A 14,979-nucleotide genomic window follows, 5' to 3' on the forward strand; every position below is an offset into this window, starting at 1 on the left:
CAAAGGCATGTGGGTCAGCCCCACCGAGTTCATCCAGTTCGGGGAGCCGCGCAAGTCGCTGTCCGAGCAGATCGCCACGCGCGAGCGCAGCATCGACTTCCACACGCTGGGCATGCACCTGCCCAACCCGGACTCGGTGCTGAAGGCGCTGGGCAAGGACATCAAGATCTATCGCGAGCTGCGTGCCGATGCCCACGTCGGCGGCTGCGTGCGCCGTCGCAAGGCGGCGGTCAAGGCGCTGGAATGGGGGCTGGATCGTGACAAGGCCAGGAGCCGCGTGTCCAGGTCGATCGAGAGTCTGTTCGCCGACCTCGATCTGTCGAGGATCATCACCGAGATGCTGGACGCAGTGCTCTATGGTTACCAGCCGATGGAAGTGATGTGGGGCAAGGTCGGCGGATTGCTGGTGCCGGTCGACATTGTCGGCAAACCGCCGGATTGGTTCGTGTACGACCAGGACAACCAGCTGCGCTTCCGTTCCCGGCACAACAGCATTCAGGGCGAGGCGCTGCCGCCGCGCAAATTTCTGGTGCCACGCCAGGACGCCACCTATGACAACCCCTACGGATTTGCCGACCTCAGCATGGTGTTCTGGCCGACCACCTTCAAGAAGGGGGGCCTCAAGTTCTGGGTGAAGTTCACCGAGAAATACGGCTCGCCGTGGATTATCGGCAAACACCCGCGCAGCGCGACGCCGACCGAGACAGATCAGTTGCTCGACAGTCTGGATGCCATGGTGCAGGACGCGGTGGCAGTTATTCCGGATGATGCCAGCGTCGAGATCAAGGAAGCCGCGGGCAAAACCGGGTCGGCCGAGGTATATGAGCGACTGCTGACCTTCTGCCGCTCCGAGGTGTCGATCGCCCTGCTGGGCCAGAACCAAACCACTGAGGCCAACAGCAACCGTGCCTCGGCCCAGGCCGGGCTGGAGGTGACGCGCGACATCCGTGACGGCGACTCGGCCATTGTCGAGGAGACGATAAACACCCTGATCCGCTGGGTGTGCGAGCTGAATTTCAACGACGGTGCCCGGCCGGTGTTTTCACTATGGGAGCAGGAAGAAGTCGACAAGGTACTGGCCGAGCGCGATGAGAAGCTGACGCGCGCCGGGGCCAAGCTGACGCCGGCCTACTTCAAGCGCGCCTACAAGCTGCAGGACGGCGACCTGGTCGAGGCGGCCACGCCGGACGTACCGGCGGCCGAGTTTGCGGAGGGCGAGGAAGCACCCGACCAGGACGCGCTGGACGCCGCCTTGGATGTGCTGTCGGCCGACACTCTCAACGCCGACGCCCAGGCGATGCTGGCGCCGCTGTTAAAGCGCATTGAAGACGGTGCCCAGCCCGACGAGCTGCTCGGCGCGCTGGCCGAGCTGTATCCGGAGATGGATGCCAGCGGCCTGCAGGAGCGCCTGGCGCGTGCCCTCTTCGTCGCCAAGCTGTGGGGGCACCTCCATGCCTAAAGTGGATCTCGCCTACTGCATGAGCCTGGAGCCGAAGAAGGCGGTCGAGTACCTGAAGAACAAGGGCTACGCCATCACCTGGAACTGGGAGGAACTGTGGCAAGACGCCCAGGCCCAAGCATTCACCGTGGCCAAGGCAACGCGGCTGGACATTCTGCAGGACATCCGTGAGGCGGTGGAAAAGGCCCTGGCCAAGGGCAAGACCGTTGACTGGTTTAAAAAGGAGCTGACGCCGGTGCTGCAGGCCAAGGGCTGGTGGGGCAAGCAGGAGCATGTCGACGAGGAAACTGGCGAGATCAGCCAGGTGCAACTGGGCAGCCCGTGGCGCCTGCAGACCATCTTCCGCACCAACCTGCAGACGACCTACATGGCCGGCCGCTGGCAATCCCAGATTGAGAATATCGACGACCGCCCGTACTGGCGCTACGTCGCCATCCTGGACAGCCGTACCCGGCCCAGCCACCGTGCGATGAACGGCAAGGTGCTGCGCTACGACGACCCGTTCTGGCAATCGTTCTACCCGCCCAACGGCTGGGGCTGCCGCTGCCGGGTCACCACCCTGTCGGCAGACGACATCAAGGCGCGGGGCGTCAAGGTCGAAACCTCTGAAGGCAAACTGGGCAGCGCGATGAAGGCCGTCTCGGCAAAGAGCGGCGAAGAGCGCGAGGTGGCCACCTTCCGCGCTGTCGATCCGAAGACCGGCCGTGAGGTCACGGTTTCGCCGGACGTGGGCTGGAGCTACAACCCTGGCGCCGCTGCGTGGGCCCCCGATCTCGGGCGCTATACCGGCGACTTGGCCAAGCTGGCTAGAAAGGAACTGCAATGAGCGACTTCGTCAGTATCACCGTCGACGACAGCCAGCTGCAGGCGGCGCTACAGCGGCTGGAATCGTCGGTGCTCGACATGACCCCGGCCATGCGCAAGATCGCCGGCACGCTGGCGCATGCGGTCGAGGAGAACCTGGAAGCCGAAGGTCGGCCGCGCTGGGCGCCCAGCCAACGCGCCAGCAGCGAGGGTGGTGTCACGCTGCAGCAGTCCGGCCGCCTGGCGTCTTCCGTCGTCACGGATTACGACGCCGCCTCGGTGGTGATCGGCAGCAACACCGAGTACGCCCGTATCCACCAGCTCGGCGGCAAGGCCGGCCGTGGCCACTCAGTCGAGTTGCCTGCGCGCCCCTATCTGCCCATCACCGCTGACGGCGATCTGCAGCCCGAAAGCAGCGAAGCGGTACTCGGTACCGTGCTGCGTCACCTGAAAACCGCCGCTGGCGTCTAGCCGTTCTTGCGGCTTTGGGGCGCGCGGAACGCGCAACGATAGCCCCGCAGCCTGATCGCCGCCCCGTAAAGCTTTATAAAGGCTTTACATCCAGCAAGCCGACCGCCTTCTCCCGCGTCATTTCCAGTCCGGCGCGGAATTGTAAAGTCGATTAAAAGACCCTCTACCGTTCGCCGTCGATCATGACGGCATGAACGCGACCAAACCCCTGCACATCTTCAAGCCTGGCCGCCAGACCGCGATGTCTGGTGCGGTACTGGACTTCTCCGAGTCCGATCTCGCGGCCTGTGCCCGCGCCTACGATCCGGCCCTGCATGAAGCACCGATCGTCATTGGTCACCCCAGACATGATGCCCCGGCCTATGGCTGGGTGAAGTCGCTGGCTGCAGGGCATGACGGTCTCAACGCCGATCCACACCAGGTCGATGCCAATTTCGCTGAATTGGTGACCGCGGGTCGTTTCAAAAAAATCTCTTCCAGCTTCTATCTGCCCGATTCGCCGAATAACCCGGTGCCCGGCGTTTATTACCTGCGCCACGTCGCTTTCCTTGGCGCCCAGCCACCGGCCGTCAAGGGCCTCAAGCAGGCCGCATTCGCCGAGGGCGAAGCCGGTGTGGTCGAGTTCGGCGACTGGGGGCTGGAAACCAATGCCTCGCTATGGCGGCGCCTGCGCGAATGGCTGCTGGCCAAGTTCGACCAGGAAACCGCCGACGCGGTAGTACCTAACTGGGAAATCGAGTCCATCCGTGAAGCGGCCAACCGTGACGACGTGCCGCGTACCGCCTTCTCCGAACCTGCTGTTGATCCCGTCCACCCCACGAACAAGGAAATCACCCCTGTGACGCCCGAAGAGAAGGCCGCGCTGGAGGCCGAAAACGCCCAGCTGAAACAACGACTGGCGGCGTCCGATGCCGAGAAGAAATCTGCCGCCGCCGCCAAGCGCCACGGCGAGCATCTGGCCTATGCCGAGCAGCTCGTTGGCGAAGGCAAGCTCGCGCCGAAGCACCGTTGCGCCGTGGTTGCCTTCCTGGACTTCGCTGACGGCGAGACCGCCGTGGAGTTTGGCGAGGCTGATGCCAGGCAGCCGCTGGCGGCTGCCTTCAAGGGCTTCCTGGGCGACATGCCCAAGCTGGTCGACTTCGGCGAGACCGCCACCAAGGACAAGGCCGGCAAGGGCGGTGATGCCAATGTCGCCGAGTTCGCCGAGAAGTCTACCGACCCCGATCGTCTCAACCTGCACGTGCGCGCCACCGAGCTGGCGGCTGAAAAGGGCATCCCCTACGAGCAGGCCGTGCGCCAGCTGCTGTAACTCCAACCGACTGACAAGGAGCCTGTAATGGCAGACCGCTTGAAAAAACTCCGGGTCGTCGACCCGGTACTGACCAGCCTGGCGCGTGGCTACCACAACGCGCAATTCATCGGCGAGGGCCTGTTCCCGGTGGCCGAGCTGGATAAAGAGTCCGGCATCATCCCGCTGTTCGGGCAGGCCGCCTTCCGCCTGTGGGAGACCGAGCGCGCGATCCGCGCCAAGTCCAACGTGATGACGGCGGACGATGCCGACACCCTGGACGTGGTGCTGCGCGAGCACGACCTGGCCTACCCGGTGGACTACCGCGAACAGGCCGAATCCATGTTCAACGAAGAAGCCAAGGCGGCCCGCCGCGTGAAGGACGCGATCGACTTGGGTCGAGAGGTACGCGCGGCCTACCTGGCACAGAACCCGAACACTTACCAGGCCGGCGCCAAGGTCACGCTGTCCGGCTCCAGCCAGTGGAGCGGTGGTGGCGGCGACCCGATCAAGGCGGTGGAGGACGGCAAGGAAGTCGTCCGCCAGCGTACCGGCATGCGCCCGAATACAGCGGTCATCGGTGCCGCCGCCTACGCCTCGCTCAAGTTCCACTCGAAACTGGCTGCCGCCCTGGGCGCCGACAAGGACAAGCTCATCACCCTCGAGCACCTGAAGGCCATCTGGGGTCTCGAAAATATCTACGTCGGCGAGGCCCTGGCGGCAAATGGCCAAGGCGCGCTGGGCGACATCTGGGGCGACAACGTGGTGCTGGCCTATGTGGCCAAACCTGGTGCTGGCCAGGCTGACCACGATGTGCCGTCCTTCGGTTACACCCTGCGCAAGAAGGGCATGCCGGAAACCGACAAGTACGACGCCGAAGGCAACAAGGTCGAGTACGTGCGTCACACCGACGTCTACAAGGTGGTAGTGGTCGGCGCCGACGCCGGCTACCTGATCGCCGATACCAACGCATGAGGTCTGCCATGAACACCAAGACTTACCGCGTGCGCGGCATCGACCTGGATCACGACGGCAAACGCTACCCGGAAGGCAGCACGATCGAAATGGGTGACGACGAGGCTGCCGAGAAGCGTCGCTGGCTGGAACCGGTGGCCTCCACCGAGCCGCTGACCTTAGTCGAGCAAACGAAGTCGACGAAAGGCTCCAAGGCCGACGACAAGGGCCAGTCCACCGGCCAAGGTGAAGGAGACAAGCAATGACCTCGCAAAATGTGATCCTGGTCGCCTCGGTGCTGGCCATCGCTGACCTTCCCGCGAGCCGCTTCGTCGGTTTCGACGGCGGCGTCTGCGCCGATGGCGCCAAGGCGTTGGGCGTGGTGGAGGTGGACACCGAGGTCGACAACATGGCCCCGGCCAACGTGCTGGGAGTGATCCTGGTGGAAGCCGGCGCCGCCGTGGCAGCCGGCGCCGAGGTGCAGTCCGACGCCAGCGGCCGTGCCATCACCAAGGCCGCCGGTGTCGCCAACGGCACAGCCTGGGATACGGCAACGGCCGCTGGCGAACTGATCCGCATCGTGCGGGGCATCTGACCATGCGCTACTGCTCGCTTGCCGACCTGCAGCTGGCGATTCCGCTGGCCACCCTGATTCAGCTGTCAAACGACACGGTTCCAGCCGAGCCGACCCTGAATCTGGCCGTGGTGGAAGAAGCCGTGCGCCAGGGCGAGGAGCTGGTCGACGCTCACTTGCGCGGCCGCTACAACCTGCCGCTCGACCCGGTGCCGTCCGTCGTCAAAGACGCGACGGTCAACCTGGCGCGGCATTGGCTGTACGCCCGGCGGCCGGAAGGCAGCGAGCTGCCCGATGCGGTCACCCGCACCTACAAATCTGCCCTGCAGATACTGGAGGCGATCCGCGACGGCAAGCTGACCATCGGCGTGCCGACCGGGGAATCCGCCCCGGAGCCGGGCGAGATGAAGGTGCGGGCTCGGCCGCGCCGCTTCGGCTCCGACCTGCTGGATCGCTACTGATGGCCACCACGCTAGAGATCATTGACGCAGTGGTGGGCTGCCTGCGCACCAGGCTACCCGCCCTGGCTGTCGAATACTTTCCGGAGCGCCCGGTGGACTACCGGCTCAACCATCCCAAGGGCGCGCTGCTGGTGAGCTACCTCGGCAGCCAGTTCGGCGACACCGTCGACACCCAGTACATTGCCCAGCCCCGCACTGTGAAGCTGTCCGTCACCGTGGTGCTGCGCCAGCTCAATGGCCGTGGCGGCGCGGTCGATGTGCTCGACTTGGTACGCCGGGCACTGGTGGGCTTCCGCCCTCCAGACTGCAGGAAGCTCAAGGCCGTGTCCGAGAAGTTCCTGGGCGAGTCGGCCGGCATCTGGCAGTACGCGGTCGACGTGGCCTCCCAGGCCATGCTGGTCGAGGATGCCGACGTCGACACCGAGACACCCCTGACCCAAGTCACTCACGAGGAAATCCCATGAAATACCGCTACAGCGGCCCGACCAGCGGCGTGACGCTGCAGGAGGGCGAAGAAGTCCGCGAGGTGATGCTGCACACCGGCGTCGAGGTCGAACTGCCGGAAGAGCACGAGTACACCAAGACCCTGCTGGCCCTGCAGTACCTGACTCCGGTGGACGACAAGGCCAAGCAAACCAAAGCGTCGGCGCGCACCAGCGCCGGCACCGATGAACCGGCAGCGAAAGGAGCGTAAGCGATGGCTGCAAATTACTTGCATGGCGTGGAAACCATTGAGGTCGAGCGCGGCCCGCGTCCCGTTCGCACGGTGAAGTCGGCCGTGATCGGCTTGATCGGCACGGCACCGATCGGTGCGGTCAACGTGACCACCCTGACCCTGTCCGAGAAAGACGCGGCCGCGTTCGGCCCGCAGCTGTCCGGCTTCACCATCCCGCAGGCGCTGGACGCGATCTACGATCACGGCGCCGGCACGGTGATCGTGATCAACGTGCTCGATCCGGCAATCCACAAGACCAACGAACCGAGCGAGGCTATCACCTTCGACGCCTCGACCGATCGCGTGAAGCTCGTCCATGGCGCCGTGGCCAACCTGGTGCTGAAGAGCAACGACAACGCGACCACCTACGTGAAAGACACCGACTACACCGCCAACCTGGTCACCGGCGAGATCGTTCGCGTCAAGGGCGGCGGCCTCACGGCCGGCGCCAGCGTCAAGGCCGGCTACGACTACGCCGACCCGACCAAGGTCACGGCGGCCGACATCATCGGCGCGGTCGACGCGGCCGGCGTGCGCACCGGCCTGAAGGCGCTCAAGGACACCTACAACCTGTTCGGCTTCTTCGCCAAAATCCTGATCGCTCCCGCCTTCTGCACGCAGAACTCGGTGGCGACCGAGCTCATCGCGATGGCCAGCCAACTGGGCGCGGTGACCTACGTCGACGCGCCGATCGGTACCACCTACGCCCAGGCGCTGGCGGGGCGCGGCCCGGCTGGCACCATCAACTTCAACACCTCGAGCGACCGCGTGCGCCTGTGCTACCCGCACGTGAAGGTGTACGACCCGGTGCTGAACGCCGAGCGCCTGGAGCCGCTGTCGGCCCGCGCAGCCGGCCTGCGCGCCAAGGTCGACCTGGACAAGGGCTTCTGGTGGTCGAGTTCCAACCAGGAGATTGCCGGGGTGACCGGCGTCGAGCGTCAACTGTCGGCGATGATCGACGACCCGCAGTCCGAGGTGAACCTGCTCAACGAACAGGGCATCACCACGGTGTTTTCCAGCTACGGCTCCGGCTTCCGGCTGTGGGGTAACCGCACCGCTGCCTGGCCGACAGTGAGCCACATGCGCAACTTCGAGAACGTGCGCCGCACTGGCGACGTGCTCAACGAGTCGATCCGCTACTTCAGCCAGCAGTACATCGATATGCCGCTGAACCAGGCGCTGATCGATGCCCTGGTGGAGTCGGTGAACGGCTACGGCCGCAAGCTGATCGGCGACGGTGCGCTGCTGGGCTTCAAAGCGTGGTTTGACCCGGCGCGTAATGAGGAGACCGAGCTGGCCAACGGGCACCTGCTGATCAGCTACAAGTACACCGTGCCGCCGCCGCTGGAGCGCCTGACGTTTGAGACCGAGATCACCTCGGAATATCTGCTGACCCTGAAGGGAGGTAACTGATCATGGCCGGCAAGATCGAGATCAACCGCATCACCAACGCCAATATCTACGTGAACGGCAACTCGCTGCTCGGCCGCGCCGAGGAGGTCAAGCTGCCGGACGTGTCGGCGATCATGCAGGAGCACAAGGCGCTCGGCATGGTCGGCAAGATCGAACTGCCGGCCGGATTTGACAAACTTGAGGGCGAGATCAAGTGGAACTCGCTGTATCGGGACGTGGCCAAGACCGTGGCCAACCCGTTCAAGACGGCACAGCTGCAGTGCCGCTCCAACATCGAGACCTACGGCGCGCAGGGCCGCCTGCAGGAAGTGAGCCTGGTCACCTTCCTGACGGTGATGTTCAAGAAGAACCCGCTCGGCACTTTCAAGCAGCACGACAACGCGGAGTTCGGCTCCAGCTTCACCGCCACCTACCTCAAGCAGGTGATCGATGGTGAAGAAATGCTGGAGCTGGACTACCTGGCCAACATCTTCCGCGTCGGTGGCGAGGACATGCTGGCAACGTATCGCAGCAATATCGGCGGCTGACCATCCCCACTTCCGCTTGAGACCCACTTCGGTGGGTTTTTTCATTTGTTAAAGCCGTTTAACTGACCCCCGCGCGTCGTCCGTCGACAATCCTTCGTGTACCTCCCGTTTCCGTTCAACCGATACGAAGGAATCCTCATGGAACTTAAACTGCAATACCCCTTTATCACAGCAGCCGGCCAACAGGTCGATACCGTCGCCGTGCGCCGCCTCAAGGTCAGGGACTTGAAAGTGATCGGTGAACAAAGCGGCGGTAATGAAGTACTGCTGGAACTGAACGGTGTGGCACGCATGTGTGGCTTGGTGCCCGAAGACCTGGATGAGATGGATGCCGCCGACTACCAGGTGGTGAAGGCCCGATTTCTGGCGTTCGTGGGTGTCACCGGACAACCTGTGGGCGGGACAGAGTCTGCTGGCGCGGTGGTTCCGGTTTCAGCCGAGTGAGATTGACCGGCTGACGGTGGACAGCTTTTGTCGCTGGGTAGATGAGGCCGGCAAGCAGATCAAGCGCGAGCACGGCGATGGCTGATCAGCCACGCCGCTGCCTTGATGAGAGCTGCAGCGACAAAAGCCACCACTGCAATGACCGGGCCGAGGAAGGCCAGGCCGAAGAAAGCTACGAGACCAAAGATGAACGGCACCGCCCAGAGCGGCAGCTCAATGACCAGCCAGATGCCGAGTGCGACTGCAAGCACGACGACGATGGCGTAGGCGATGGTTTCGGCAAGGGTTTCGACGTTCATAACTGCATCCTAAGTTCCGAGTATCCACATGGCAAGTGAGTTCTACATTGGCGTCAAGATCGGCGCGACGATGCTGGCCAGCTTCGGCACCGCGCTGTCTGGAGCCCGAAACACCATGACCAGCCTCGGCAAGGTGGCCGACGACCTGAAGGTGAAGCATGTCCGCTTGGGCGAAGCCATGGCGCGTGCGATGGCACACCCAACTCGCAACGTTGGCGAGTTACGCCGCCAATACGAGCAACTCGGCAAGACGATGGAGACCGTGGCCGCCAAGCAGGCGGCTTTAGCGTCTCGCCTGGCGCGCGGTGATACCTTGCGCCAGCAGCGCATGGGGATCGGTAGCGAGATGGTCGGTACGTACTTGACCGCCACGGCAACCGCCGCCCCTATCATCGGAGCGGTCAAGCAGGCGGCCAACTTCGAGGCTGGCCTACGTGACATCGCCATCACAGGCAACCTGACCAAGCAAGAAGAATTCAAGGTCGGCGAGGCTGTCCGCAAGGCCGCGCTATCCACCAGTCAGGGCCACGCGGCCATTCTGGAAGGCGTGGGCACACTGGTGGCGGCGGGCATGGATGCCAATAAGGCCGGCCAGTATTCTGGGTTGCTGGGCAAGGTGGCCACCGCGACCAATGCCGACATGAAAGACCTCGCAGGCATGGTCTATTCACTGTCCGAAACCTTGGGCATCAAGGGCGACGCGGCGCTCAAGGAAGCGTTCAACCGGGCGGCCTTCGGTGGCAAGCTCGGCCGCTTCGAGCTAAAGGATATGGCCAAGGCGCTGCCGGAGATGACGGCGGCCTTTGCATCAAAGGGCATCAAGGGGCAGGCCGCCCTGACGCAGATTATTGCCAGCCTGGAAGTCGGCCGTGAGGGTGCGGGTTCCGGTGATGAGGCGGTGACCAATCTGCGCAACTGGCTGTCGCACATGAACACCAAGCACACCATCGACGCCTACAGCAAGGCCGGGGTTGACTACCAGAAGTCGATGCAGACCCTGGTGGCGGACGGCTATTCCAGCTATGAAGCATCCCTGCAGATTGCGCAGAAATTCGTTGCCTCCCGAGGTGACGGCTTCATGAAGCAGTGGAAGGAGGCCGGCGCAAAGGGGGATGAAGAAGCACAACGCCGCCTGATGGAAAGCTTTGGCCTAAATGAGGTGTTCCAGGACATCCAGACCATCAACCACTTGCTGGCCATGCGCCAAGGCTGGGACAAGTATCAGGACAACAAGAAAAAGATGGGTAGCCAGGAGGCGATGGGCACCATCGACACGGACTACCAGAAGCGTGCCGAACTCGCTACCAAGGCGTGGGAACGCTTCAAGACGCGTGTTGCCGACGTAGGTATCACGGTCGGCAATGCGTTGATGCCTTCGCTGACCGGCCTGCTCAACACGCTGACCCCGACGATCGAAAAGATCGGGCAGTTCGCCGCAGCGCATCCCGGCGTGATCCGCGCCGTTGCCGGCTTCGCTGTGAGCGTGATCGGACTCAAGATGGCCACGCTCGCCTTGGGCTGGGGGCTGAACTTCTTCGTCAAATCGCCGCTGAACATGCTCGGCACCGCCTTCACCACAGTTTCCGCCAAATGGACGCTGATGCGCGCTCTGGTGTTTGGTGGTGCTCCGCGTCTAGCAACAGTCTTCCAACTGTTCGGTGTCGGTGCGGGGACCGCCGGCAAGCTCGCCGCCGGCATCGGCCGGCTGGGAGGAGTATTTGTCTCACTCGGCCGTGGTGCGCTGGCTACCGGCCGCTTGCTGTTGCCCTTCGGCCGTGGAGTGGCGATGGCCTTTGGCTCGCCTCTGATGCTGGCTGGCCGTGGCATGTTGTTCCTGGGCAAGTTGCTGGCCGGCAACCTGCTGTCAGGTCTGCGCCTGGCAGGCCAGGCCGTGCTGTGGCTTGGCCGAGCCCTGCTGATGAACCCGATTGGGCTGCTGGTGACGGGCATCGCCGTTAGTGCCTACCTGATCTATCGCCACTGGGGCACGATCAAACCGTGGTTCCAGCGGCTATGGGCCGGAGTCCGGACCATTTTCGCCGGTGGCATCGGCAGCGTGGCCAGGGCGATTCTCAACTGGTCGCCGCTGGGGCTGTTCTACAAGGCCTTCGCCGGGGTGATGCGATGGTTCGGTGTCAGCCTGCCGAAGAACTTCACCGACTTCGGCAGCATGCTGATCGGTGGTCTGGTCAACGGTATCAAGGCCAAGCTCGGCGCCGCCAGGGATGCCATCGTCGGGTTCGGTAGCAGCATCAAGGGCTGGTTCACCAGTACGCTCGGCATCAAATCCCCGTCGCGCGTGTTCATGGGTTTCGGCGACAACATCGCCCAGGGCGCGGCGATCGGCATCGGCCGCTCGAGCGGACTCGCCTCCCGGGCTGCCGCCGGCATGGCATCGCAAACGGCTGCTGCTGCGACCGCCAAGCGCCTCGGCGCCGGTCAGGCCAGTGGCGCCGGAACGGGCGCGGCTGCAGGGGCTGCTGGCGGATTTGTTATTCATTACAGCCCGACGATTCAGTTGCCTGCAGGCACGCCGGAAAGCGTCAAGGGACAGGTTGAGGCCGCCCAGAAGCTCACGCTGCACGATCTGGAGAAGCTGATCGACCGGGTGCTCGCTCAACGTGCACGGAGGGCCTACTGATGTTCGCGCTGCTGGGTGACATCCAGTTCGACCTCATCACGTATTTCGACGGCTTCGAGTCGCAGTTTGGTGCGGACTTCGCCGAGCATGCTCTGATCGAAGGAAAGCCGCGCCTGCAGTGGATCGGCGACAAACTGGATGAGATTCGCATCCAGCTCTCCTTCCACACCCAGTTCTGCGATCCGGAGCGCGAACTGCTGCGCCTGAAGACGGCCAAGGAAGCGCACCAGGCTATGGCGATGGTGCTGGGCAATGGCGATTACAAGGGCTGGTTCGTCCTGACCGATGTCAGCGCCACCAGCAAGCAGACCGACAAGGCCGGCACGCTGCTGGCACTGGAGGCCAGTCTGACACTGCGCGAGTATGTCGGCGACAAGAAGAACCCGATGTTACCACCCGCCGTACAGCCCAAGCTGCCGCCGGTAGCCGCCAAGCTGTTGCCGGCCAACCTGACTGCCAAGGTGGCCTCAGTGGGGGCTGGCCTGGCCGGGGCGGCGAATGCCGTGCGTGACAATATCCGCCAGGCCGTGACCTACGCCAATCAGGCGCAATCGTCGATTCGGGTGGCTGTGGATGCGGCACGTCTGGCGCAGGGTCTGCGTGCCAATCCAATGGCAGCACTGGGTCAGGCGGCGGGCTTGCTAAGCAGCATGAAGCAGGTGGCTGACCCGCTGACCAAGCTGTCTCCGGTGCTGGCCAGCCTGACCAGCCAGTTGCCCGAGGCAGCCAGTATCCTGCGTGCCGGCACCAGTGCGCTGGGTGCTGTGCGCAATGCACAAGGCGCCCTGTCGGCCATCAATGTGGGCAATGTGACGGGCCGCATCGACTACCTGTCTGGCCGACTGTCGGCTGCGGCCGGCGTTCTGGAGGCTGCGGTGCCCAGCATCAGCAAGCTGGCCGGCGCGGTCGTGACGAGGAAGATCTGATGTTCCTGACCCACATTTCTGCCGAGGGTGAGCGCTGGGACCAGCTCGCCCATCGCTACTACGGTGACCCGTTGCAGTACGAGCGCATCGTCGCGGCCAACCCGCACGTGCCGTTGACTGTCACGCTGCCGAGCGGCCTGACGTTGTCGATCCCGGTGATCGAACAAGTCGACCTGTCCGAGGAGCTGCCACCATGGTTGCGCTGACCGATCGGATGTCGGGTGCGGTAGCCAGGGTGCCGCACCCGGTATTCATGCTGTCCTACGGGCATAAAAACATCACCGAGGACATCGAACCCTATGTGCTGTCGGTGACCTATACCGATTACCTGTCCGGCCAGTCCGATGAGCTGGAGGTGCAACTGGAGGACGCAGACGGCCGCTGGATGCGCGCCTGGTACCCCGGCAAGGGCGACAGCCTGTCGCTGAAGATCGGTTACGAGGCCGAATCCCTGTTGCCGGTCGGTCCATTCGAGATCGACGAGATCGAGTTCGCCCATCCGCCGGCAACGGTCACCATTCGGGCGCTGGCTACGGGTATCAAGAAATCAGTACGCACCCGCGTCGGCCGCGCTTACGAGAACACCACGCTGGCCGCAATTGCCGGCCGCATCGCCAAGCGCAACCGCCTGACGCTGACCGGAAAAATCCGTGATATCCGTATCGACAGAGTGACACAGTATCAGGAACGCGATGTGGCATTCCTGACTCGGCTGGCACGTGAATATGGCCATGCCTTCAAGATCGTCGGCAGCAAGCTGGTCTTTACCGAGTTAGGCGATCTGCGTGATGGCAAGATCGCTGCCACGCTCAAGTTGACCGATCTGAAGAGCATCAGCCTGCGTGACAAGATCAAGGACGTGTACAACGAGGTCAAGGTCAAGTACCACAACCCCAAGACCAAGAAACTGGTGGTCTATGGCGTGAAAGGGGGCCAGGTCGCTGCGGTTGGCCAGACCACGGTGACTACCAGGCGGCGCTCCGGCCAGTCGGCCAGCGGTGACACCCTGAAGCTGTCCACCCGGTCGGGCTCGAAGGCCGCCGCCCAAGCCAAGGCCAAGGCTGCGCTCGACAAGTCAAACCAGCAGCAAACCGGCGGTACCCTGACCCTGATTGGCAACCCGAAACTGGTGGCAGGCAACACCGTGCAGCTGGAGGACTGTGGCCGGCTATCCGGCAAGTACTTGATCGAATCGGCTCGCCATCGCCGGGATCGCAGCAGCGGCTACACCACCGAGCTGGAGGTGAAGCGTGTGGCCGGCGTGCAGCAGGGAAAAGGCAACACCGCTGCCGCAAAGAAAAAGACCTCGGGCAAAGGCCTCAAGGTGTACGGCCTCAAGAACGGCCAGATACAGGTGGTCGGTACCACGCCGCAGAAGAGCAAAAAGAAATGAACGACGACACCCTCGACGAGTTTGGTGCCTCCGTCAAATTCGGCACGGTCAGTGCCTCGCGGCCGGGGTTTGCCCGCGTGCGGCTGCCGGCCGTCGACAATATGCGCACCATGTGGCTACCGATCGCGTACCCCAAGACCAAGGACGATCAGTGCTGCTGGACGTACGACAACGGCGAGCACGTCGCGGTGCTGCTGGACTCGCGCGGCGAGGATGGTGTGATCCTGGGCGCGGTGTACTCCAGCGCCGACATGCCGCCAGTTACCGACCCGAACAAGTTCGTCATCCGTTTCAAGGACTCCGCGCTCCTGGAGTACGACCGGAACAGCCACGTGCTGACGGTTTCCGGGGTGCAGAAGGTTGTCGTCGAGGCCAGCGCCGAGATCCTGCTCAAGGCCGACGCCAAGGTGACGGTCGATACGCCGGAGGCCGAGTTCACTGGTAACCTGACCGTGCAGAAGAAACTCACCTACCTGGGCGGCATGTCCGGATCGGGGGGCAGTGGCGTCGCCGCGACCATCACCGGCAATCTTCACGTCGACGGAAACGTCGACGCCACCGGGGCCATCGTGGATGCCGGCGGCAACTCTAACCACCATTCGCACTAGGT

The 14,979-nt window shown here is 63.6% G+C and carries 19 protein-coding genes; 18 read left to right on the forward strand and 1 reads right to left on the reverse strand.

Features of this window, described 5'->3' with window-relative positions:
* The first annotated feature begins 7 nt into the window (after positions 1–7).
* The 13 genes from DFO50_RS03945 to DFO50_RS04005 all read left to right on the forward strand — a co-directional run bounded on the left by DFO50_RS03945 (position 8) and on the right by DFO50_RS04005 (position 9,110).
* Positions 8–1,459 (forward strand): DUF935 domain-containing protein, encoded by a 1,452-nt coding sequence (locus tag DFO50_RS03945; protein WP_233495182.1) that lies wholly within the window; start codon positions 8–10, stop codon positions 1,457–1,459.
* Positions 1,452–2,285, forward strand: a complete 834-nt coding sequence (locus tag DFO50_RS03950; protein ID WP_112692077.1) for a phage minor head protein — start codon at positions 1,452–1,454, stop codon at positions 2,283–2,285. Before DFO50_RS03945 ends, DFO50_RS03950 begins: the two co-directional genes overlap by 8 nt.
* Positions 2,282–2,734, forward strand: coding sequence for a phage virion morphogenesis protein (locus DFO50_RS03955; protein WP_112692078.1), 453 nt, complete (start codon positions 2,282–2,284; stop codon positions 2,732–2,734). Before DFO50_RS03950 ends, DFO50_RS03955 begins: the two co-directional genes overlap by 4 nt.
* A 190-nt stretch (positions 2,735–2,924) precedes the next feature.
* Entirely contained in the window at positions 2,925–4,043 is a 1,119-nt protein-coding gene (locus DFO50_RS03960; RefSeq protein WP_112692079.1) for a peptidase, read from the forward strand.
* 27 nt (positions 4,044–4,070) lie between these two features.
* Positions 4,071–4,997, forward strand: coding sequence for a hypothetical protein (locus DFO50_RS03965; protein WP_112692080.1), 927 nt, complete (start codon positions 4,071–4,073; stop codon positions 4,995–4,997).
* An 8-nt stretch (positions 4,998–5,005) separates the two neighbouring features.
* Positions 5,006–5,242: a hypothetical protein gene (locus tag DFO50_RS03970; protein ID WP_112692081.1), complete on the forward strand. Its 237-nt coding sequence runs from the start codon at positions 5,006–5,008 to the stop codon at positions 5,240–5,242.
* Positions 5,239–5,571 (forward strand): capsid cement protein, encoded by a 333-nt coding sequence (locus DFO50_RS03975; protein ID WP_112692082.1) that lies wholly within the window; start codon positions 5,239–5,241, stop codon positions 5,569–5,571. Before DFO50_RS03970 ends, DFO50_RS03975 begins: the two co-directional genes overlap by 4 nt.
* A 2-nt stretch (positions 5,572–5,573) precedes the next feature.
* Entirely contained in the window at positions 5,574–6,011 is a 438-nt protein-coding gene (locus DFO50_RS03980) for a gp436 family protein (protein ID WP_112692083.1), read from the forward strand.
* Positions 6,011–6,475 carry a Gp37 family protein gene (locus DFO50_RS03985; protein ID WP_112692084.1) on the forward strand — a complete coding sequence of 155 codons (465 nt, stop codon included), beginning with the start codon at positions 6,011–6,013 and terminating at the stop codon, positions 6,473–6,475. The genes DFO50_RS03980 and DFO50_RS03985 overlap by 1 nt, the downstream gene beginning before the upstream one ends.
* Positions 6,472–6,705: a hypothetical protein gene (locus DFO50_RS03990; protein ID WP_112692085.1), complete on the forward strand. Its 234-nt coding sequence runs from the start codon at positions 6,472–6,474 to the stop codon at positions 6,703–6,705. Before DFO50_RS03985 ends, DFO50_RS03990 begins: the two co-directional genes overlap by 4 nt.
* A gap of 3 nt (positions 6,706–6,708) precedes the next feature.
* Complete coding sequence (locus DFO50_RS03995) at positions 6,709–8,139, forward strand: phage tail sheath subtilisin-like domain-containing protein (protein WP_112692086.1); 1,431 nt, start codon at positions 6,709–6,711, stop codon at positions 8,137–8,139.
* Positions 8,140–8,141: 2 nt separating this feature from the next.
* Positions 8,142–8,666 carry a phage major tail tube protein gene (locus DFO50_RS04000; RefSeq protein WP_112692087.1) on the forward strand — a complete coding sequence of 175 codons (525 nt, stop codon included), beginning with the start codon at positions 8,142–8,144 and terminating at the stop codon, positions 8,664–8,666.
* Between the two features lie 138 nt (positions 8,667–8,804).
* Entirely contained in the window at positions 8,805–9,110 is a 306-nt protein-coding gene (locus DFO50_RS04005; protein ID WP_112692088.1) for a phage tail assembly protein, read from the forward strand.
* Between the two features lie 59 nt (positions 9,111–9,169).
* Here DFO50_RS04005 and DFO50_RS04015 read toward each other — a convergent pair whose 3' ends face one another.
* Positions 9,170–9,409, reverse strand: coding sequence for a hypothetical protein (locus tag DFO50_RS04015; RefSeq protein ID WP_112692089.1), 240 nt, complete (start codon positions 9,407–9,409; stop codon positions 9,170–9,172).
* 28 nt (positions 9,410–9,437) lie between these two features.
* Between DFO50_RS04015 and DFO50_RS04020 the strand changes: the two genes are divergently transcribed.
* Genes DFO50_RS04020 through DFO50_RS04040 form a run of 5 tightly spaced genes read left to right on the forward strand, consistent with a single transcriptional unit; the run spans position 9,438 to position 14,977 of the window.
* Positions 9,438–12,050, forward strand: coding sequence for a phage tail tape measure protein (locus tag DFO50_RS04020; protein ID WP_112692090.1), 2,613 nt, complete (start codon positions 9,438–9,440; stop codon positions 12,048–12,050).
* The gene (locus tag DFO50_RS04025; RefSeq protein ID WP_112692091.1) at positions 12,050–12,976 is read left to right on the forward strand and encodes a phage tail protein; all 927 of its coding nucleotides are present in this window, start codon (positions 12,050–12,052) and stop codon (positions 12,974–12,976) included. Before DFO50_RS04020 ends, DFO50_RS04025 begins: the two co-directional genes overlap by 1 nt.
* A complete protein-coding gene (locus DFO50_RS04030) occupies positions 12,976–13,182 on the forward strand; it encodes a tail protein X (protein WP_112692092.1) in 207 nt (68 codons plus the stop codon). Before DFO50_RS04025 ends, DFO50_RS04030 begins: the two co-directional genes overlap by 1 nt.
* Positions 13,170–14,369 (forward strand): phage late control D family protein, encoded by a 1,200-nt coding sequence (locus DFO50_RS04035; protein WP_112692093.1) that lies wholly within the window; start codon positions 13,170–13,172, stop codon positions 14,367–14,369. The genes DFO50_RS04030 and DFO50_RS04035 overlap by 13 nt, the downstream gene beginning before the upstream one ends.
* Complete coding sequence (locus tag DFO50_RS04040; RefSeq protein WP_112692094.1) at positions 14,366–14,977, forward strand: phage baseplate assembly protein V; 612 nt, start codon at positions 14,366–14,368, stop codon at positions 14,975–14,977. Before DFO50_RS04035 ends, DFO50_RS04040 begins: the two co-directional genes overlap by 4 nt.
* The last annotated feature ends 2 nt before the right edge of the window (positions 14,978–14,979 follow it).

Source organism: Microvirgula sp. AG722 (assembly GCF_003269145.1).
GTDB classification, from domain to species: Bacteria; Pseudomonadota; Gammaproteobacteria; order Burkholderiales; family Aquaspirillaceae; genus Microvirgula; species Microvirgula aerodenitrificans.